This window comes from Myroides sp. LJL119 (genome assembly GCF_054871605.1).
In genome coordinates, this window is sequence record NZ_JBTXLO010000001.1 from 39,091 (window position 1) to 58,885 (window position 19,795).

At 34.1% G+C, this 19,795-nt stretch carries 16 protein-coding genes and 5 tRNA genes; 15 read left to right on the top strand and 6 right to left on the bottom strand.

What is annotated here, in order from left to right; translation table 11 throughout:
- The first annotated feature begins 6 nt into the window (after positions 1-6).
- Genes tamL through accD form a run of 3 tightly spaced genes read left to right on the top strand, consistent with a single transcriptional unit; the run spans position 7 to position 4,614 of the window.
- Positions 7-2,601, top strand: coding sequence for a translocation and assembly module lipoprotein TamL (gene tamL / locus ACYSNV_RS00195; RefSeq protein ID WP_461760556.1), 2,595 nt, complete (start codon positions 7-9; stop codon positions 2,599-2,601).
- 46 nt (positions 2,602-2,647) lie between these two features.
- Entirely contained in the window at positions 2,648-3,715 is a 1,068-nt protein-coding gene (fbaA, locus tag ACYSNV_RS00200) for a class II fructose-bisphosphate aldolase (RefSeq protein ID WP_461760557.1), read from the top strand.
- 44 nt (positions 3,716-3,759) lie between these two features.
- The gene (gene accD / locus ACYSNV_RS00205) at positions 3,760-4,614 is read left to right on the top strand and encodes an acetyl-CoA carboxylase, carboxyltransferase subunit beta (protein WP_461760558.1); all 855 of its coding nucleotides are present in this window, start codon (positions 3,760-3,762) and stop codon (positions 4,612-4,614) included.
- Between the two features lie 100 nt (positions 4,615-4,714).
- Here the strand turns inward: accD and ACYSNV_RS00210 are convergent, their stop codons facing one another.
- On the bottom strand, positions 4,715-5,971 hold the full coding sequence (locus tag ACYSNV_RS00210; protein ID WP_461760559.1) for an ABC transporter permease: 1,257 nt from the start codon (positions 5,969-5,971) through the stop codon (positions 4,715-4,717).
- Between the two features lie 158 nt (positions 5,972-6,129).
- Between ACYSNV_RS00210 and purH the strand changes: the two genes are divergently transcribed.
- Genes purH through ACYSNV_RS00245 form a run of 7 tightly spaced genes read left to right on the top strand, consistent with a single transcriptional unit; the run spans position 6,130 to position 13,800 of the window.
- Positions 6,130-7,659, top strand: a complete 1,530-nt coding sequence (gene purH, locus ACYSNV_RS00215; RefSeq protein ID WP_461760560.1) for a bifunctional phosphoribosylaminoimidazolecarboxamide formyltransferase/IMP cyclohydrolase — start codon at positions 6,130-6,132, stop codon at positions 7,657-7,659.
- A 53-nt stretch (positions 7,660-7,712) separates the two neighbouring features.
- Positions 7,713-8,741 (top strand): rod shape-determining protein, encoded by a 1,029-nt coding sequence (locus ACYSNV_RS00220; protein ID WP_461760561.1) that lies wholly within the window; start codon positions 7,713-7,715, stop codon positions 8,739-8,741.
- Positions 8,742-8,751: 10 nt separating this feature from the next.
- The gene (gene mreC, locus ACYSNV_RS00225) at positions 8,752-9,582 is read left to right on the top strand and encodes a rod shape-determining protein MreC (RefSeq protein WP_461760562.1); all 831 of its coding nucleotides are present in this window, start codon (positions 8,752-8,754) and stop codon (positions 9,580-9,582) included.
- Positions 9,575-10,099, top strand: coding sequence for a rod shape-determining protein MreD (locus tag ACYSNV_RS00230; protein ID WP_461760563.1), 525 nt, complete (start codon positions 9,575-9,577; stop codon positions 10,097-10,099). The genes mreC and ACYSNV_RS00230 overlap by 8 nt, the downstream gene beginning before the upstream one ends.
- A complete protein-coding gene (mrdA, locus tag ACYSNV_RS00235) occupies positions 10,096-11,964 on the top strand; it encodes a penicillin-binding protein 2 (protein ID WP_461760564.1) in 1,869 nt (622 codons plus the stop codon). The genes ACYSNV_RS00230 and mrdA overlap by 4 nt, the downstream gene beginning before the upstream one ends.
- Positions 11,961-13,214 (top strand): rod shape-determining protein RodA, encoded by a 1,254-nt coding sequence (gene rodA / locus ACYSNV_RS00240; RefSeq protein ID WP_461760565.1) that lies wholly within the window; start codon positions 11,961-11,963, stop codon positions 13,212-13,214. The genes mrdA and rodA overlap by 4 nt, the downstream gene beginning before the upstream one ends.
- 58 nt (positions 13,215-13,272) lie before the next feature.
- Complete coding sequence (locus ACYSNV_RS00245; protein WP_461760566.1) at positions 13,273-13,800, top strand: hypothetical protein; 528 nt, start codon at positions 13,273-13,275, stop codon at positions 13,798-13,800.
- A gap of 131 nt (positions 13,801-13,931) precedes the next feature.
- Here the strand turns inward: ACYSNV_RS00245 and ACYSNV_RS00250 are convergent.
- From ACYSNV_RS00250 to ACYSNV_RS00270, 5 genes are all read right to left on the bottom strand, one after another.
- Positions 13,932-14,004, bottom strand: a tRNA-Phe gene (locus ACYSNV_RS00250).
- A 30-nt stretch (positions 14,005-14,034) separates the two neighbouring features.
- Positions 14,035-14,107 (bottom strand) — tRNA-Phe (locus ACYSNV_RS00255).
- A 90-nt stretch (positions 14,108-14,197) separates the two neighbouring features.
- Positions 14,198-14,270, bottom strand: a tRNA-Phe gene (locus ACYSNV_RS00260).
- 25 nt (positions 14,271-14,295) lie between these two features.
- A tRNA-Phe gene (locus ACYSNV_RS00265) sits at positions 14,296-14,368 on the bottom strand.
- 32 nt (positions 14,369-14,400) lie between these two features.
- Positions 14,401-14,473, bottom strand: a tRNA-Phe gene (locus tag ACYSNV_RS00270).
- Positions 14,474-14,600: 127 nt separating this feature from the next.
- Here ACYSNV_RS00270 and ACYSNV_RS00275 point away from each other — a divergent pair.
- The 5 genes from ACYSNV_RS00275 to ACYSNV_RS00295 all read left to right on the top strand — a co-directional run bounded on the left by ACYSNV_RS00275 (position 14,601) and on the right by ACYSNV_RS00295 (position 19,712).
- Complete coding sequence (locus ACYSNV_RS00275; RefSeq protein ID WP_461760567.1) at positions 14,601-15,356, top strand: type III pantothenate kinase; 756 nt, start codon at positions 14,601-14,603, stop codon at positions 15,354-15,356.
- A complete protein-coding gene (locus ACYSNV_RS00280) occupies positions 15,328-16,596 on the top strand; it encodes an outer membrane protein transport protein (protein WP_461760568.1) in 1,269 nt (422 codons plus the stop codon). The genes ACYSNV_RS00275 and ACYSNV_RS00280 overlap by 29 nt, the downstream gene beginning before the upstream one ends.
- A 14-nt stretch (positions 16,597-16,610) precedes the next feature.
- The gene (lptC, locus tag ACYSNV_RS00285; RefSeq protein ID WP_461760569.1) at positions 16,611-17,171 is read left to right on the top strand and encodes an LPS export ABC transporter periplasmic protein LptC; all 561 of its coding nucleotides are present in this window, start codon (positions 16,611-16,613) and stop codon (positions 17,169-17,171) included.
- A gap of 1 nt (position 17,172) precedes the next feature.
- Entirely contained in the window at positions 17,173-17,370 is a 198-nt protein-coding gene (locus ACYSNV_RS00290) for a hypothetical protein (RefSeq protein ID WP_461760570.1), read from the top strand.
- Between the two features lie 239 nt (positions 17,371-17,609).
- Positions 17,610-19,712 (top strand): peptidylprolyl isomerase, encoded by a 2,103-nt coding sequence (locus ACYSNV_RS00295; RefSeq protein ID WP_461760571.1) that lies wholly within the window; start codon positions 17,610-17,612, stop codon positions 19,710-19,712.
- The last annotated feature ends 83 nt before the right edge of the window (positions 19,713-19,795 follow it).

The following is a 19,795-nucleotide window of genomic DNA, read 5'->3' on the forward strand; positions in this document are numbered from 1 at the left end:
GTATTTTTGAACTATTATAGACACCTAATTGCCTTGAGTAAATTTCTAACAAAAGTAGTATTAATTCTATTAACCAGCATAAGTTTTTTTTCCTGCTCTCTAACTAAAAGAGTTCCAGAGGGTCAGATGCTATTAATGGAAAACACTATTATTGAAAATAATAAAAAGAATAATAAAGAAGAAATCAATGAACTTCTTTATCAACACCCAAATAGTTCAATCCCTTTATTAGGGGTTCGACTTCGCTTGCAACTTTATAATCTAGCCAAACAAAACCCAGACTCTTTATACCATCTTTGGCTTGATCAAAACCCCAAAGCACATCGCAATCTAACTTGGCTACTATCAGAAAAACAAGTCAATCGCCTTGGAGAGTCATTTGTGATATCAGGAATTAACAACTTTTTAATCACAACAGGAGAACCTCCTGTTTTATATGATTCACTACGCAGTGCTAAATCGGTAACGCGTTTGAAAAATCACTACTTTAACAAAGGCTTCTTTGACACCAAAGTACAAAGCCATGTAGATACATTAAACGATAAAAAAGTAAAAGCTATCTACCAAATAACCACAGGCGAGCCCTATTATATAGATAGCCTTACACATGAGATAGCTACCCCGGCTTTAGAAGAAATTTTCAATAAAAACAAAGATAAAAGCTATATTAAAACAAATACGGTATTTAATGTGGCTAACTTTGATAGTGAAAGGGCAAGAATAACTACGGATTTTAGAAACAATGGAGCTTATTACTTTCAAGAATTAAATATTCGCTATGAAGTGGATACGGTTTTAAATGCCAAACAAAAAGCGAACGTAAAATTAATTATTGAACCAAGAACTGTGAAACTTGGAGATGAACTTACCCAAGAACCATTTAAAATTTATAAAATTAGTGATGTAAATATCTATACGGATCACAGTAGTAAAGATCGCGCCTATTTTCTTGATAGCATCCAACACAAGAATTACAATATTTACAGTTCAACAAAATTACAATATAAACCTAAAGCTATTACCGATGCCATATTTATAACTAAAGGAAGTGTTTTTAGTGATCAAAGACGTATTTTAACCAGTAGAGCTATTAGTAATTTAAGGGTATTTAATTATCCTGTAATTGAGTATATCGAAGACAAGGCAGATTCCACCGGACAATCCCTTATAACAAATATCTATCTTACCTCACGAAAAAGAAAAACCTTTAGTCCTTCTTTGGATATAACCCACTCCAATATTCAAGATTTTGGATTAGCAGGGAGTGTAGGTTTGTTATTCCGAAATGTATTTAAAGGAGCGGAAATCCTCGAGTTTGCCGTTAAAGGTAGTATTGGCTCATCTAGACAAATGAACAATCCGAACAATGTCTTTTTTAATGTTACGGAATATGGAGCAGATGTCAAATTAAGCTTTCCAAGGGTGTTTTTTCCAATCGCAACAGAAAGAATAATTCCTAAATCCATGCTACCTAGTACAACCATGAGTTTTGGAATATCCAAACAAAGAAATATTGGTTTAGACAAGGATAATTTTACAGGAATTATTAATTACAGATGGATGCCATCTCGAAATAATGCGTTTAGCTTTGATTTAGTTAATGCGCAATATGTAAGAAATACAAATCCAGGGAATTACTTTAATGTATACAAATCATCCTATCGTAGGTTAAATGAAATAGCGCAAAACTATAAATCGGAATTACCTCCTAATTACTTTGATCCCGCTGGTGACTTATGGCAAAACAATCAAACCACTAGTGAATTTATAGATCAAGCCCTGGCTAGTAACAACCCACTTTCCTTAAGTCAAGAAGATCTTCGCGAGGTCTCTAGTATCAATGAGAGAAAAGTCAGGTTATCGGAGAATAACCTAATTGTAGCTTCCAATATTTTATTTACCCGAACAACAAAAACAAGTATTAACGATAATAATTTCTATACCCTTAGGGCGAAAATAGAATCAGCCGGTGGGATACTAAACCTACTAACTAAAGCCAGTGACAAAACAGGTCCTACTGGTCATAAAACTATTTTTGACGTAGAATTCTCCCAATACTTAAAATCAGAAATAGACTTTGTTAAATATTGGGATTTAGGTCGAAGACAAGTTTTTGCCATCCGCGCTTTTGCTGGACTAGCAGTCCCGTATGGTAACTCAAATTCAATACCTTTTTCGCGAAGTTATTTTGGAGGGGGTTCCAATGACAATAGAGGTTGGCAATCCTATCGACTAGGCCCTGGAAGAAGTGGAGGAGTCAATGATTTTAATGAAGCCAACATGAAACTTCTTTTCTCAGGTGAATATCGTTTTAATATTACAGGTAGTTGGTATGGGGCCTTATTTGTAGATGCTTCGAACATTTGGAACGTCTTTGACGATATTAAAGATAAAAACTATACCTTTAACGGAGTATCTTCTTTAAAAGATATAGCAGTGGCAACTGGCTTTGGAATTCGCTATGATTTTAGTTTCTTTGTATTTAGATTAGACATGGGATTCAAGACCTATAATCCATCGTTGGAAACACGTAGTGAGTGGTTAAAGGAATTTAACTTTAAAGAGTCGGTAATAAATGTTGGGATTAATTATCCGTTTTAATCAATAATAATTAGTATTTTTGTCCAAAATTTTTAACACACAACACATGGCACATAATATTAAACCAGGAGTTGCATTTGGAGATCAAGTGCAAGAAATTTTTAGATATGCAAAACAAAAAGGCTTTGCTTTACCAGCGGTAAACGTAACAAGTTCTAGCACGATCAATGCTGTTTTAGAAACTGCAGCTAAAATGAATGCTCCGGTTTTTATACAGTTCTCCAATGGAGGTGCTGCATTTATGGCAGGTAAAGGTCTTTCTAATGAAAATCAAAAAGCTGCGATTGCAGGAGCAATCGCTGGTGCAAAACATGTTCATGCCTTAGCTGAAAGTTATGGTGTTCCTGTTATTTTACATACCGATCACTGTGCAAAGAAACTATTACCTTGGATTGACGGTCTTCTACAAGCCGGAGAAGAGCATATGAGAGTGTATGGTAAACCTTTGTTTAGTTCACATATGATTGATCTTTCCGAGGAACCAATCGAACAAAACATTGCCATCTCTAAATCTTATTTAGAAAGAATGGATAAATTAGGGATGACCTTGGAAATTGAATTAGGAATTACAGGAGGGGAAGAAGACGGAGTAGATAATACAAACGTAGATAGCTCTCGATTATATACACAACCTGAAGAGGTTGCATATGCCTATGAACAACTATCTCAAGTTAGTTCTAGATTTACAATTGCAGCTGCATTTGGTAACGTTCATGGTGTATACAAACCTGGCAATGTTAAATTAACACCTATTATATTACGAAATTCACAAGATTACGTATCAGAAAAATTTAACTTAGGCCACAACCCGATAGATTTTGTATTTCACGGAGGATCAGGATCGTCCAAAGCTGAAATTCAAGAATCCATCGAATATGGTGTAATCAAAATGAATATCGATACAGATACCCAGTTTGCCTACACAGAAGGTGTAAGAGATTACATGACACAAAAAATAGACTATTTAAAAACTCAAATAGGTAATCCAGAAGGAGCAGATATTCCAAATAAGAAATATTATGATCCTAGAACCTGGGTTAGACAAGGAGAACTTACTTTAATAGCTCGTTTAGAAAAAGCTTTTGAAGATTTAAATAATGTTAACACATTATAAAGCCTCCTTGCTTTCGAACTTAATATAAACAAAACAATCATTTTATGGCTTGGTTTAAAAGGAAAGAAAAGGGAATTCAAACACCAACAGAAAACAAAAAAGATGTTCCAAAAGGACTTTGGTATAAATCTCCAACAGGAAAAATTATTGATTCTGATGAACTAGCAGACAACTTATGGGTTTCACCAGAAGATGGATACCATGTTCGTATTGGTAGTGCAGAATATTTCGAAATTCTTTTTGACAATAACGACTACAGGGAAATAGCCAAAAACCTTTCTTCAAAAGATATTTTAAAATTTGAAGATACCAAAAAATACGTAGATCGTTTGAAAGAAGCAACAACTAAAACACAATTGAAAGATGCTGTTAGAGTTGCTGTGGGAGAATCAAAAGGAGAAAAGTTAGTAGTTGCAGCGATGGATTTCGCTTTCATTGGAGGTTCTATGGGATCAGTAGTGGGAGAGAAAATTGCCAGAGGTATAGACTACTCATTGAAACACAATATTCCATTTTTAATGATTTCCAAATCTGGAGGTGCACGTATGATGGAAGCAGGATTTTCATTAATGCAAATGGCTAAGACATCTGCAAAATTAGCATTATTAAGTGATGCGAAAATCCCATACATTTCATTATGTACGGACCCTACAACAGGTGGTATTTCTGCCTCTTTCGCAATGTTAGGTGATATTAATATTGCTGAACCAGGCGCATTAATTGGTTTTGCAGGTCCCAGAATTGTAAAAGATACAACTGGAAAAGATTTACCTGAAGGATTTCAAACTTCAGAGTTCTTATTAGAACACGGATTCCTAGATTTTATCGTTCATCGAAAAAATTTAAAAAATCAAGTAAATCAGTACATCGATTTAGTTCTTAACAGACCAATAAGATAATTTTAAAAAAGCACCCTAAAGGGTGCTTTTTTTATATAAACTATTAACACTAATAAGGTTTTTATATTATACGACCTATCTTTAGAGTCAATCTCTTGTTTTACATTCCTGAACGAATAGCTTCAACAGGATCTAATTTTGCCGCACTCTTAGCTGGTAAATACCCCGATAAGATTCCTATTACCCCAGAGATAATTAATCCGATAAATACATTGGTTAGGCTTAGAACATAAATAAAAGAAGTTAAGCCACTTACAACAGCTGCTATAATCCAAACTAAAATAACACCTATCCCCCCTCCTATTAAAGCCAATATAATTGCCTCAAATAAGAATTGTACTAAAATAAAGTGATTCTTGGCTCCAATAGCTTTTTGAACCCCAATTAAATGAGTTCTTTCCTTTACCGACACAAACATAATATTTGCAATACCAAAACCTCCAACAAGTAAAGAAAATCCACTTACGATCCATCCCACTGTATTCATTTGAGAAATAATCGAGTCTATAAAATCCATTAATCCTCCAAATTGATTAATAAAAAAGTTGTCATCATCACCTACCTTTAATCCGCGAAATGCACGAAGCTTAACTCTAAGCTCTTCTTGAAAATTATCTATATTATAACTATTATAAGGCTTTATAACTATTACCGGAGTTATCATATTGCTGTTATCTCCATATAACACACGCAGCGTATTGGAAGGTACAATAGCCTTTTCGTCATTTTTACCACCTATATTAATACTGGAATCACCTTGCTTTTCTAATACGCCCACCACAGTAAAATTCTTTCCATACAAACGAACCCGTTTACCTATAGGGTCACTAAAGTTAAATAAGGTATTAGCAACCTCATGACCTAAAACCACAACAAAACCACCACTATTGGATTCGGTTTCATTAAAAAATCGGCCATCAGCAATACGTAAGTTATCTAAATACTGCATATCCACCCCGCCGGCTGATATACTAACATCATTTGCATAAAATCCATTATACATGATGTTCTCCCTTTTAGTAAATAAATCATAACTAATATACTCCACTCCTTGAACATGCTTTTTTAAATACTCATATTCCTCAAAGTTTACCTGTGGAAATTGTTCTCTTTTCCAACGTGGAACATCCGTAGGCCCAAAAGATCCATTGAATAAATAAATCATATTGGCATCAAAATTGTTTAACTCCTTTTTAATGTTCTTCTCCAAGGAGTCCACTGCTGCTAATACAGCTATGATTGAAAAAATTCCAACTGTTACCCCTAAAAGCGATAAAACAGTACGTAATTTATTGGTACGAAGAGCATTAATAGCAAAATAAAAGCTACTTGAGAGTAACCGAAAATATAGAAACATAGCCAACTGAGTTTAAAAATGGTCAAGTGATACTTATAAGACGCCAGACTTTTTAAAAAGTTACAAAACATTATTGATAAATAAAGATAAAACTTCTATTATAAACTTTATAATTACACTAACAATACTTAATTTTGTACGCTAATTCAAAACACAACATGAACACAACAAAAAAAATTAAATCTGCGTTAATATCCGTTTTTGATAAAAATGGACTAGAACCAATTGTTAGAGAATTACATAAGCACAATGTAACCATATATTCAACAGGTGGTACAGAGACTTTCATCAAAAACTTAGGTATTGATGTTATTGCAGTAGAAGATGTAACATCTTACCCATCTATTTTAGGAGGCCGTGTTAAAACTCTTCATCCAAAAATATTTGGAGGGATTCTTAATCGTCAAGATAATGCCTCAGATGTGCAACAAATGCAAGAATTTGACATCCCTCAAATTGATTTAGTAATTGTTGATCTTTACCCTTTTGAAAAAACAGTAGCACAAGGTGCTAGCCAAGAAGATATCATTGAAAAAATAGATATTGGTGGGATTTCATTAATTAGAGCAGCTGCTAAGAACTTTAGCGATACCAACATTGTGGCATCGGTTGACCAATACCAAGTATTCTTGGAAATGATTCAACAAAACAATGGAGCTACAACACTTGAACAAAGACGTTATTTAGCAACTAAAGCCTTTCATACTTCGTCTCATTATGATTCGGCGATTTTTAATTACTTTAACCAAGACCAATCTAATACCTTAAAAATCAGTATAGATAACGGAACTTCTTTACGATATGGAGAAAACCCACATCAAAAAGGAGAATTTTATGGAGATTTTGATTCTTTATTCCAAAAGTTAAATGGAAAAGAATTATCTTACAACAATCTTTTAGATGTTGACGCTGCTGTTAACCTAATGAGTGAGTTTGCCAATGACAAACCAACCTTTGCAATCTTAAAGCATAACAATGCATGTGGAGTTGCACAAAGAGACACAATCAAACAAGCCTATTTAGACGCTTTAGCGGGTGACCCTACCTCTGCCTTTGGTGGTGTTTTAATTGCCAATGCTAATATAGATGAGCAAACGGCTGTGGAAATCAATCAACTTTTTTGCGAAGTTGTTATTGCACCAAGCTATGATCAAAAAGCCATCGAGATTTTAAAAGAAAAGAAAAATAGAATAATCTTAGTCCTAAATAACATTGAACTACCTAAAAAACAAGTTCGTACCTGTTTAAACGGTATCTTAGTTCAAGATAAGGACAACATCACAGATAGTAAACAACACTTAAAGCAAGTAACTAAACAAGCTGCAAGTCAAAAAGAAATTGAAGATTTAATTTTTGCTTCAAAAATTTGTAAACACACAAAGTCCAATACCATTGTATTGGTAAAAGACGCACAACTTTGTGCCTCTGGAACTGGACAAACATCTCGTGTGGATGCGCTTCGACAAGCAATTGAAAAAGCAGTTAGTTTTGACTTTGATTTAAATGGGGCAGTAATGGCAAGTGATGCTTTTTTCCCTTTCCCAGACTGTGTAGAAATTGCACATAATGCGGGGATAACTTCTGTAATTCAACCAGGAGGGTCTATCAAAGATGAATTAAGCATTGATTATTGTGACCAAAATAATATGGCAATGGTCTTTACAGGAACACGCCATTTTAAACATTAATTTATTACTTTTGCGTAGTAAAAAATATTAACTCTAAAAGCCTTTTTAATTGTATGGGATTTTTTGATTTTATGACTGAGGATATCGCGATTGACCTAGGAACGGCCAATACTTTAATCATTCACGACGGAAAAGTTGTTGTAGACAACCCTTCTATTGTTGCTCGTGATAGAACAACAGGAAAAATTATTGCTGTAGGTAAAGAAGCGAGCTTAATGCAGGGAAAAACTCACGGTAATATCAAAACGATACGCCCATTAAAAGACGGAGTTATAGCTGATTTTGACGCTTCTGAAAAAATGATAAGCCTTTTTATCAAAAGCATACCTTCTTTGAGAAAAAAAATGTTTACCCCTGCTCTTCGTATGGTAGTATGTATCCCATCTGGGATTACAGAAGTAGAAATGCGTGCGGTAAAAGAATCTTGTGAACGAGTAAATGGTAAAGAGGTTTATTTAATACATGAACCAATGAGTGCCGCAATTGGTATTGGGGTTGACATTATGCAACCAAAAGGTAACATGATTGTAGATATCGGAGGTGGAACCACGGAGATCGCTGTTATAGCTCTTGGGGGTATTGTTTGCGATAAATCAGTGAAAATTGCTGGAGATGTCTTTACAAATGACATTATTTATTACATGCGTACCCAACACAACTTATTTGTTGGAGAAAGCACAGCCGAGAAAATTAAAATACAAATTGGAGCCGCAACCGAGGATTTAGAAACTCCACCAGATGATATGCTTGTTCAAGGTAGAGATTTATTAACAGGAAAACCAAAACAAGTTACCGTTTCGTATCGTGAAATTGCAAAAGCTTTGGATAAATCTATCCAACGTGTTGAAGACGCTGTAATGGAAACCTTATCTCAAACTCCACCAGAATTAGCTGCCGATATTTACAATACTGGTATTTATCTAGCAGGTGGTGGATCTCAGTTAAGAGGCTTAGATAAAAGAATTTCACAAAAAACAGATTTGCCTGTTTATATTGCAGAAGATCCTCTTCGAGCAGTAGTACGAGGAACAGGACTAGCAATTAAAAATATTGAGAAATACAAAAGTGTGTTGATCAAGTAAATAAAAACCTATGCAGCAAATAATTAACTTTTTTATAAAAAACAGTACCAAGTTACTGTTTTTGCTGCTTTTATTCATATCGCTTGCACTAATAATACGAACTCATGCATTTCACAAGAGTTCGTTTGTTAGTTCAGCAAACGATGTGACAGGTTATGTCTATGAAAATGTAAATAATCTAAAAGAATATGTACATTTAAAGTCGGAAAACGACGCATTGGTAGCTGAAAACGCACAGCTTAAAGCAATTGTTTACAACTCTTTAAGCACCCAGGATTCCATACAAATGCTAACACATAGACCAGCGGAATTAGAAAATTTTTCAATCATAGTGGCAAAAGTGATTCGAAACTCTTTTAACACTAAAGAAAACTACCTCACTATAAAAGGTGGTAGAAAACAACAAATCACCAAAGATCTTGGCGTTATAAACAGTAAAGGTGTGGTTGGTATTGTTCAAAAATCATCAAACAATTACTCTACTGTACAAAGTATATTAAACGTTAAATCACAAATTAACGCCCAAATCAAGGGTTCTAACCATTTTGGAACTCTAGAGTGGGATGGAAAAAGTACCGGTTATGTAAGCCTTACAGACATACCTCGTTTAGCTGAAATATACAAAGGAGATACCATTGTAACCGGAGGTAGGTCTTCTATCTTCCCAGAAAATATTCCAATTGGAGTTATTGAAAAGGCATATACAAATGAAAACTCAAATTATTTCACTATTTCCGTAAGGCTATTTAATGATATGACCAATTTAGGTTATGTTTATATTTTAAGAAATAACGATTTAGAAGAAATTCTAGACTTAGAACAAAGTACAAAAAATGAATAGTATCGCTTTATCAAATATTATACGATTTATTGGTCTTGTTCTTGCACAAGTATTAGTTTTCAATAATATCGACCTTTTTAGTTTCATTAATCCTTACCCCTACATACTGTTTATTATTTTATATCCAGTTACTGGTAATAAGGCCCTTTTCTATATTTCGAGCTTTCTACTAGGACTTTCCATTGATATGTTTGAAAATTCAGGAGGTATACACGCGGCTTCATGTTTAATTTTAGCTTTTTGTAGACCTTCTATTTTAAAATTTTCTTTTGGAATCTCTTATGAATATCACAACCTAAATATCTTTAGAAAAGTAACATCCGATTTATTAAAATCACTTGAGGTCTTTGGTTATATTGCCATTTGTATACTTGTACACCATGTGGTACTTTTCACACTCGAATTACTACGCTTTGATTTTTTATTAGAACTAGCTCTACGAATTTGCTTAACAGCCATAGCAACGCTACTTACTAGTATATTAATTTTGTTTTTAATCAAACCTAGTAGAAAATGAGAAAGTTACTTCTACCTATTGTTATTGCCCTGGTAAGTCTTACTATTTTAGCTAGATTGTTTTATTTACAAACAGTTGATGATACGTATATAAAAAAATCTGAAAATAATGCTTTAAAAATTGTATATGAATACCCAGAGCGAGGATACGTATTTGATCGCAATGGAAAACTCTTAATTGCCAACCAACCCTCTTATGATATAATGGTCATACCAAGAGAGGTTGTGGGTATTGATACTCTAGCTTTATGCCAGTTACTTGATGTACCTATGGATGAGTTTAAAACAAAATTAGAAAAAGCCCGAAGATATAGTCCAAGGCTGCCTTCTATTTTTTTGCCGCAATTAAGCAAAAGCGAATATGCTGCTTTCCAAGAAAAAATAAGACATTTTAAAGGATTTTATATTCAAAAACGCTCGCTAAGAGACTACCAAGTATCCTCGGGAGCAAATATATTTGGTTATATCCGCCAGGTAACGGATTACAATATTAAAAATAATCCTTACTACAAACCCGGAGATTTAATTGGAATTCAAGGCATAGAGCAAGAATATGAAAAAATCCTGCGAGGCGAAAAAGGAGTTAAGTACATTCAACGTGATCGGTTCAACAGAGAAATAGGTTCTTTTAAAGATGGAATCTACGATACTTTGGCCAAAAAAGGAGAAGATATAACCCTGACAATCGATAGTGAGTTACAAGCTTACGGGGAGCTACTAATGCAAAACAAACGCGGGGGAATTGTTGCAATTGAACCAAAAACTGGCGAAATTCTAGCCCTTGTAAATGCCCCTAGTTACGATCCTGGTTTACTTGTAGGTAGAGAGAGGTCAAAAAACTACACGAAATTATACAACGATTCGCTTGCCAAACCTTTGTATAATAGAGTTTTATCCGGAGAGTATTCCCCAGGTTCACCATTTAAAATTTTAACAGCTTTAATTGGTTTACAAGAAGGAGTAATCACTCCTAATACCTCATTTCCATGTAATGGTGGCTTTTTTTATGGTAAAGGTGCTTGGATGGGTTGCCATGATCATGGTACATGGAATCTTTTTCAGGCCACAGCCAAGAGCTGCAATACCTATTTTGCACAAACGTATAAAAAAATAGTAGAAAAATACAAAACTCCAAAAGAAGGAATAGATAATTGGCATAATCACTTAGCTAGTTTTGGATTAGGACAATTTCTAGGTTACGACTTACCCGAAGGTAGAAAAGGACATATACCCGATTCTGACTATTACAATAGATGGTATCCCAATGGTGGGTGGAGAAGTACAACCACCATTTCCAATGCAATTGGGCAGGGTGAAATTATTATGACCCCTATGCAACTAGCAAATACTTTTGCCGCTGTTGCAAACAAAGGCTATTATTACACTCCTCATATTATAAAAAGTATTGAGCACCTGCCTATTGACTCCAAATACACCACAAAACACCAAACCACAATTGATTCCAAACATTTCGATGCAGTTATCAAAGGAATGAATGATGTTTTTCACCTGGGAACAGGACGAAGTGTGGCGGTAGAAGGTTTAGAAATTGCAGGTAAAACAGGAACTGTTGAAAATTTTACAAGAATCGATGGCAAACGATATCAATTAACAGACCATTCGGTTTTTGTGGCATTTGCGCCGGTTGAAGACCCACAAATAGTTGTAGCTGTCTTTATTGAAAACGGGTACTGGGGATCTCGATGGGCTGGTCCGATAAACTCATTAATGCTTCAAAAATATCTATTAAAACAGGTTGTACGTAAGGATCTTGAAAAGAAAATGATTGAAGGTAGTCTTGAGCATGAGTATGATAAAGTTTTACAACTATATAAAAACGCTGAAAACAATAAGCTAAAAAAATGAGAAGCGTAAGTGTACACCGAAATATAGATTGGATATCTGTATTACTATATTTTTTATTAGTTCTGGCAGGTTGGGTTAATATTTACTCGGCTTCACTGCCAGCGGAAACCACTTCCATATTTGATTTAAATCAAATCTATGGTAGACAACTTATGTTTATCTTAATTACCATTCCGGTTATTATACTAACGCTTTCTATTGATGCCAAATTCTACGAAAAATACGCCTTAATATTCTATATCATAGGGCTTTTATCCATTCTAGGGCTTTTTGTTTTTGGAAAGAGTGTTAAAGGGCAAACTAACTGGTATAGTATTGGAGGCTTTGGGATACAACCTTCAGAATTTGTAAAAACCACCACAGCTCTACTTTTAGCTAAATACCTATCGGATAATCAAGATCGTTTAGTTTCTATTAAAGAACAAATAACCGCATTAACTATCATTGGTATACCTACTATATTAATTTTAAAACACGATACAGGTAGCGCCATGTTATTTGTTTCTTTAATATTTGTGCTTTACCGAGAAGGACTACCAAGCTGGTATTTATGGACTGGTTTTATAACCATTTTACTTTTTATCAGTGCTTTGGTGGTAAAACCCATACTTATTATTGGACTTATTGCACTTATCACAGGTCTTCACTTTTATTTGAATAAAACAATTCAAAGAAACCCTTTTATTTATATCGCTTTAACAGCCCTAATGTCCATATTTGTACTCTCGGTGGATTATGTGTATGATAATATGCTAGAGCCCCATCAAAAGGATCGTATAAATGTATTAATTGGCGAGGACGTAAATCTACAAGCAGAAGGTTACAATTTAAATCAATCTAAGATTGCTATTGGCTCGGGAGGGTGGAGCGGAACCGGTTTTTTACAAGGAACCCAAACAAAGGGCGGCTTCGTGCCGGAACAACATACTGATTATATCTTCACTACCGTTGGAGAAGAATGGGGCTTTATGGGCTCAAGCTTAGTGATAATCCTATTTCTATGCCTGTTTTTCCGATTGATATACCTGGCAGAAAATCAAAAAAAGAGATTCAATCGAGTTTATGGATATTGTGTTATTTGCTTTTTATTTATTCACTTTGCATTTAACTTATCTATGTTAATTGGACTTTTTCCAACAATTGGCGTACCTTTGCCATTCTTTTCTTATGGTGGGTCTAGTTTAATAGCCTTTACCGTACTTTTATTTATATTTTTAAAATTAGATGCCAATAAAATTAATGAATGGTAAGCGTTCATTAACAGTACTAAAATCAGAATATACAACAATAATTACAATAAAATTTAACATGAAAAAAAGAATCTTTTTAGCAGCCTCCATGTTGTGTGTGATGACATTAACGGCTAAAGCACAACAAAAAGTAGATTCACAATTAAGCAATAGCATTGAATCTTTAGAGCAAGAAAAAGCCACCTTGCAAACTAAATTAGAAATTGAAGAGCTTTCATTGCAAAATCAATTAGACGAGGCTAAACGCTTAAAACAAGAGCAAAAAATTGCAGATAAAAAATTAAAAGCAGAATTAAAAGCTCAAAAACAACAAGAAAAAGAACATAAAAGAGAACTTAAAAAACAACAATCGATAATCAACAGCCAAAAAAAGTTAGATAAGGCTACAGCCAAATTACACAAAGCTGAGGATAATCTAAGTAAACAAACCAACAAGTTCCAAGCTCGCCAAGCCACAGGAAAAACAACTCCAATTGAAGAGCTTAAAACAAAAGCAAAGTTGTTAAAATTACAAACCAAGGTAACAGAACTAGGTTTTGAAGTTAAAAAACTAACACTCTCTTACCAGGCATTGACTAAAAACTAAAATAGAAATCGCCCATAAAATGCTCTAAAATTTCGATTTTGGAGCATTTATTTTTTTCCATCACCCCAAGGCGTGAAATAACTTGTTATAAATAAAAAAACTCTCACTTTTAAAAAGTGAGAGTTTTTTTGTGGTGCCTCCAGGAATCGAACCAGGGACACAAGGATTTTCAGTCCTTTGCTCTACCAACTGAGCTAAGGCACCTTTTTATACAAATTAAGCAAAAGTTTTTAGTGGTGCCTCCAGGAATCGAACCAGGGACACAAGGATTTTCAGTCCTTTGCTCTACCAACTGAGCTAAGGCACCTAAATACTTTTGATTTGTAAAAAAGATCGTGTTTATTATTCTTTGATTTAGAATAATAAAACCTCGAATTTCTTCGAGGTCTTCAACAAGTGGTGCCTCCAGGAATCGAACCAGGGACACAAGGATTTTCAGTCCTTTGCTCTACCAACTGAGCTAAGGCACCTGTTGTGCTTTATATTTGAAATTTGTGGTGCCTCCAGGAATCGAACCAGGGACACAAGGATTTTCAGTCCTTTGCTCTACCAACTGAGCTAAGGCACCCAATCTCTTATATAGTTGTAAAAAGTTTTTTGTGGTGCCTCCAGGAATCGAACCAGGGACACAAGGATTTTCAGTCCTTTGCTCTACCAACTGAGCTAAGGCACCATTTGCCTTTTACAACAGAGAAACTTGTTCTCTTAAGCGGTTGCAAATATAGAATAGATTTTTATACTACCAAAACTTTTCGTTCAAAAAATCATTTGCTATATTTGAAAAACCTAAGACAACCCATATGATTTTAGTAGTAGATATTGGTAACACCACAACCAAACTAGCTCAATTTGAAAACAATAGCATCGTAACAATACACCGAGTGGCAACGGAAAAATTTCAAGAAAATTTTTTACATTTTTTTCCAGACATCCCACCACAAACCCCTGTTGTACTTGCCAGTGTGGCAGACAATCACAATCAAATCTATCACTGGTTAAAACAAAGGGTCCATGTCTTTAAAATAGACCATCAAACCCCAATGCCTTTTACAAACCTTTACGCAACCCCAAAAACATTGGGAATTGATCGTATGGTATTGGCCGCTGGAGCAGCTATTTTTTATAAAAATCAAAATTGTTTGATAATCGATGCAGGAACTTGCGTAACTTACGAGTTTTTAGATTCCAATAATAACTATTTAGGAGGAGCAATTTCTCCTGGTCTACAAATGAGGTACAAGGCCCTAAATCATTATACGGCTAAATTGCCAGAATTAGAGCCCCAACAAATCGATTATTTAATAGGCAAGACAACAAATGAATCGATTCATAGCGGCGTTATTCACGGAATCTGCAACGAAATAGACGCAATGATAGAACAATACAAAAAAAGTTCACCCGATTTAACAATTATTTTAACAGGTGGAGATACACTTTTTTTGGCAAAAAGATTAAAAAATGTAATATTTGCTAATTCAAATTTTCTCTTAGAAAGTCTGAACGCTTTATATCAATATACAATTGAAAATGATAAAAAAAATTCTAGTAAGTCTTAGCTTAGTATTTGCATCGGTCGCAATGGCCCAACAAGGAACAGCTACTCCGTATTCATACTACGGTTTAGGTAATGTAAATTACAACGGTACCAATGAATACAAAGCAATGGGAGGCACCAGTGTTTATGCAGACAGTATTCATATTAATTTAAAAAATCCTGCATCCTTTGCTAAGCTAAAGTATACTACTTTAAGCCTAGGAGCCACAGCACATTACTACCGATTTAAATCCGATCAAAATAAAGACGAGGCAAAAAGACAATCTTTCGATTATTTTGCACTTGGCTTCCCGGTTGCTAAAAATGTAGGGGTAGTTTTTGGACTATTACCTTACTCCAACGTTGGATATAAAGTAATGGGGGATGAAACATCAAATACCACTGGTAGAATTACAACCCAATCCTTTACAGGAGATGGCGGAGTTAACCGAGCCTTTATTGGAGCTGGTTACCAAATCACAGATAACTTTAGCTTCGGTTTTGATGCAGGTTACCACTTTGGAGACACGGATAATAAAATGTATACCTGGATTAAAGACCTAGGAGATGGAACTCCAGCAATAACCCAAACACTAGAACATAGAAACTTAGATTATACCGGTTTTAGCTATAACCTTTCTGCACAATATCAGGGAAAGTTTAAACAATATGATATTCAAGCTAATGTAACTTATGCCCCTGAAACAAATTGGGACGTAAAAAACAAAACTACCGTTGGTATTTACGACATTTATAGTCCAAATTTACCTATTAAAGAAATTACAGCATTAGACGAAAAAATGAAATTTGTCAACCCACAAAATCTGACTTTTGGTGCTGGTATTGGTAAAATTTCAAAATGGTTTGTCTCTGGGCAGTTTACCTATACGCAAAACAGCAAACTAGGTAATATATGGAATACTACAAATATTTCGGATTTTGAAGATACTAGAAAATACGCCATTGGTGGATTTTATATTCCTAAATACAATTCCTTTACAAGCTACTTTGATCGCATTGTATATAGAGCTGGAATTAGATACGAAAACACAGGTCTTGTATTAAAACAACAAGCTATTAAAGACTATGGGCTTAGTATCGGTTTTGGATTACCAGTAAGAGGGCTAACAAATATTAACGTTGGCTTTGAATATGGTCAAAGAGGAACCACTAATCATGATTTATTAAAAGAAAACTATTTTAATATGTCTATTGGATTCTCTTTAAATGACATTTGGTTTAAACGTAGAAAATACGAATAGTTACAATAAGATAAATGAACAAACACCTTGGTAACCTACTACCCTACGCACTGTTTTTGGTGGCATCTATAGTTTTAAGCTCATGTAATAATGATTTAAAACAAATACAAGCTTTCCACCAAACAAGCTTTTTCCCCGTAGGAGAAGCCCAAAACATCTATTTACAATATGTAGATTCAGGTAGAATTAAGGCCATATTAGTGGGAGATAAAATGTTAGACTACTCCAATGTATCTAATTCATTCACGGAGTTTCCACAAGGAGTTCATGTGACTTTTTTTGACAAGGACAATAATAAAAATACAGTTCGTGCCAATTACGCTAAACAATACACAATTACCGAATTAATTGATCTTCAAGGAGATGTGGTAATTACAACTTTTGATGGAAAAAAATTAGAAGCAGATCAATTGTATTACGATCAAAAAAATGATTGGTTCTATACCCTTGGTAAATACAAGGCTTCCTCAGATAATGAAAACTTCACCCAAGGTGTCGGGATTGACTTTGATAGTAAATTAGAGATTATCAAAGCCAAAAACAGTTACGCCGAAAGTATTAAAAAAGAAAAATAACATGAAAGCATTACGCATTATACCTTATTTCTATCTATTTATTGCCCTTTTATTTATATACGATGCAATAACTAAAATACAGGCAAAAGAAGATAACTTTTGGATTAGTTTTCTTGTAGCTGGTGTAGCAATTTTTATGTTCTTCTTTAGAATGAAATTTGCTAAAAAAATGGAAAAACGCAATCAACCAAAAAAATAAAATACTAAATACCACTTTAAAAAGTGGTATTTTTTTTAATAAACAACTTTTTATAAGTTCTTGGTCTAGATCACAGATATTTGCTAAAAAAAAACTCTAGAGTATACATGTTACGAAATTTTCAACAAAATAAAGTAAAAAGTTTGCAATAAAGCTAAAATAATATCTAGACCCCTTTTATTATTAATAAGATAATTGTATTTTCGCTCACTGAAAAAAATTACACATAACAAAAAAGCATGGCAGTTTTATCAAAAATTAGACAAAAGTCCGCACTGTTAATTGCAGTAATCGGAATTGCTTTATTAGCATTTGTCATTGAAGGAGTACTAAGTAGTACAGGTAATGGAGCATCACGCAACATTGGAAAGGTTAATGGTCAAGACATTAATACAATGGAGTTCAATTATAAAGTTGAACAGGCTAAAAACAACAACCAATGGACTAATTCACAAGCCGTGGAAGCTGTGTGGAATAATGATGTAAACGAGATTCTACTTGCTACTGAAATAGAAAAATTAGGTTTAAGAATTGGACCAGACCAGTTAATTAATGTTATTAAAAATGACCCTGCAATTGCTGGTGACCCTACTTTTCAAGATGAGTACGGTAACTTTAGCATGGATAAGTTCAATGCTTTTATCTTAATGATGAAGCAACAAGGGCCTGAGCAGTGGAATGCTTGGCTTAACTTTGAGGCAAACATAGAAAGAGTTGGTCTACAACAAATGTATTTCTCTTTAGTTCAGGGAGGTATTTATGCTACAACACAAGATGCAAAAGCAGCTTATGCTCTGGAAAACGACAAAGTTAGCTTTAGCTTTGCAAGCGTTCCATATTCTTCTATAAACGACCAAGAAGCACCTGTAAGTGATAGCGAGATTACTGCTTATATGAAAAAACACGAAAACCGATTCAAATCAGAACCTACACGTGTAATTGAGTATGCTTATCTACAAAGCTTGCCTTCTGATCAAGATAAACAAGATATTAAAGAATCTTTATTAGCTTTATTAGAGCCTAGTGTACAATACAATGAACAAACAAAAACAAACGATACAATTCCTGGATTTAAAACAACAAAAGATGTAGCTCTTTTTGTAAACACGAATTCAGATGTTAAGTTTGACACGCTTTACTACTCTAAAAATCAATTACCTCAAGGTTTTCAAGATCAAATTTTTGATTTAAATGTAGGTGAAATTTTTGGTCCTTATGAGGTGGGTAATAACTACTTTATTTCCAAAATGGTTGATAAACAAATTGGAAACCAAGTTGATGCAGCACATATTTTAATTTCTTACCAAGGAGCTGCTCAATCATCATCTTCATTAACCAAAGAGCAAGCTAAGGCTAAGGCTGAAAAAATATTAGAACAAGTTCAGAGCAACCCAGGTTCATTCACGGGACTTGCAATGTTAGAATCCGATGACCCAGGTTCAAAACAAAACGGTGGAGTATATCAAGGTATAGGAAAAGGAATGATGGTACCGGAATTTGATGCCTACATCTTCTCTAACCCTATCGGAAAAGCAGGACTTATCGAAACTACTTTTGGATTCCACGTGGTTAAGGTTACAGATAAATTAAACACAGTTCAAGTAGCTAACTTAGTTAGAGAAATTGAAATATCAGATGCAACCGCAGATCTACTTTATAGTCAAGCTACTAACTTAGAACAAGAAGCAGCTGAAAATCAAGATTTTATTGAAAAAGCTACCGAATTAAAATTTGGAACACAAAACAATGTAGTTGTTTATCCTTTCCAAGGTCAATTACCTGTTATTGGAGATCAACCTAGTATTGTATCTTGGGCCTTTAATAAAGATACAAAAGCCAATGATATTAAACGTTTTGATATAGCTCAAGGTCACGTAATTGCTAAAGTAAAAACGGTAGACAACTCTGGCTTAATACCAATGATTGAGGCTAAAAAAATAGTTGAACCTATTTTAATGAATCAGAAAAAAGCAGAAATCATTAAGAAAAATATGCAAGGAGCTACTATCGAACAAGTTGCAAGCAATGCAAATGTATCGATTCAAACTGCAAACAACCTTTCATTAAAAGCTCCTTTGATTCCTTCTATTGGATATGAGCCTAAAGTAGTGGGAGTTGCTTTTGCTACGGCTTTAGATACTAATTCAGGACTTATTGATGGTCAAAACGGTGTTTATATGATTAAAACCACATCAGTTGATAAAGCTGCTGAGTTGAACAACTATAATGCTTATAAGACAAGAATTGAAAATACAGATCAAAACAATGCAGCAATGCGCATTATGAAAGTATTAAAAGACAATGCAACAATTAAAGATTTAAGATTAGATATTTATCAATAATTCTAATTGTTATTGTTTTAAAATTTAGCCACCTTTTTAATAAGGTGGCTTTTTTTTTGGTTAGCTTAACTTAATAAAATATC

Coding starts and splice junctions, on each gene's coding strand:
- ACYSNV_RS00295 (WP_461760571.1), top strand. CDS start 17,610: ATGGCAGTTTTATCAAAAATTAGACAAAAGTCCGCACTGTTAATTGCA.
- lptC (WP_461760569.1), top strand. CDS start 16,611: ATGAACAAACACCTTGGTAACCTACTACCCTACGCACTGTTTTTGGTG.
- ACYSNV_RS00290 (WP_461760570.1), top strand. CDS start 17,173: ATGAAAGCATTACGCATTATACCTTATTTCTATCTATTTATTGCCCTT.
- ACYSNV_RS00245 (WP_461760566.1), top strand. CDS start 13,273: ATGAAAAAAAGAATCTTTTTAGCAGCCTCCATGTTGTGTGTGATGACA.
- ACYSNV_RS00280 (WP_461760568.1), top strand. CDS start 15,328: ATGATAAAAAAAATTCTAGTAAGTCTTAGCTTAGTATTTGCATCGGTC.
- mrdA (WP_461760564.1), top strand. CDS start 10,096: ATGAGAAAGTTACTTCTACCTATTGTTATTGCCCTGGTAAGTCTTACT.
- mreC (WP_461760562.1), top strand. CDS start 8,752: ATGCAGCAAATAATTAACTTTTTTATAAAAAACAGTACCAAGTTACTG.
- ACYSNV_RS00220 (WP_461760561.1), top strand. CDS start 7,713: ATGGGATTTTTTGATTTTATGACTGAGGATATCGCGATTGACCTAGGA.
- ACYSNV_RS00275 (WP_461760567.1), top strand. CDS start 14,601: ATGATTTTAGTAGTAGATATTGGTAACACCACAACCAAACTAGCTCAA.
- fbaA (WP_461760557.1), top strand. CDS start 2,648: ATGGCACATAATATTAAACCAGGAGTTGCATTTGGAGATCAAGTGCAA.
- ACYSNV_RS00210 (WP_461760559.1), bottom strand. CDS start 5,971: ATGTTTCTATATTTTCGGTTACTCTCAAGTAGCTTTTATTTTGCTATT.
- accD (WP_461760558.1), top strand. CDS start 3,760: ATGGCTTGGTTTAAAAGGAAAGAAAAGGGAATTCAAACACCAACAGAA.
- rodA (WP_461760565.1), top strand. CDS start 11,961: ATGAGAAGCGTAAGTGTACACCGAAATATAGATTGGATATCTGTATTA.
- purH (WP_461760560.1), top strand. CDS start 6,130: ATGAACACAACAAAAAAAATTAAATCTGCGTTAATATCCGTTTTTGAT.
- ACYSNV_RS00230 (WP_461760563.1), top strand. CDS start 9,575: ATGAATAGTATCGCTTTATCAAATATTATACGATTTATTGGTCTTGTT.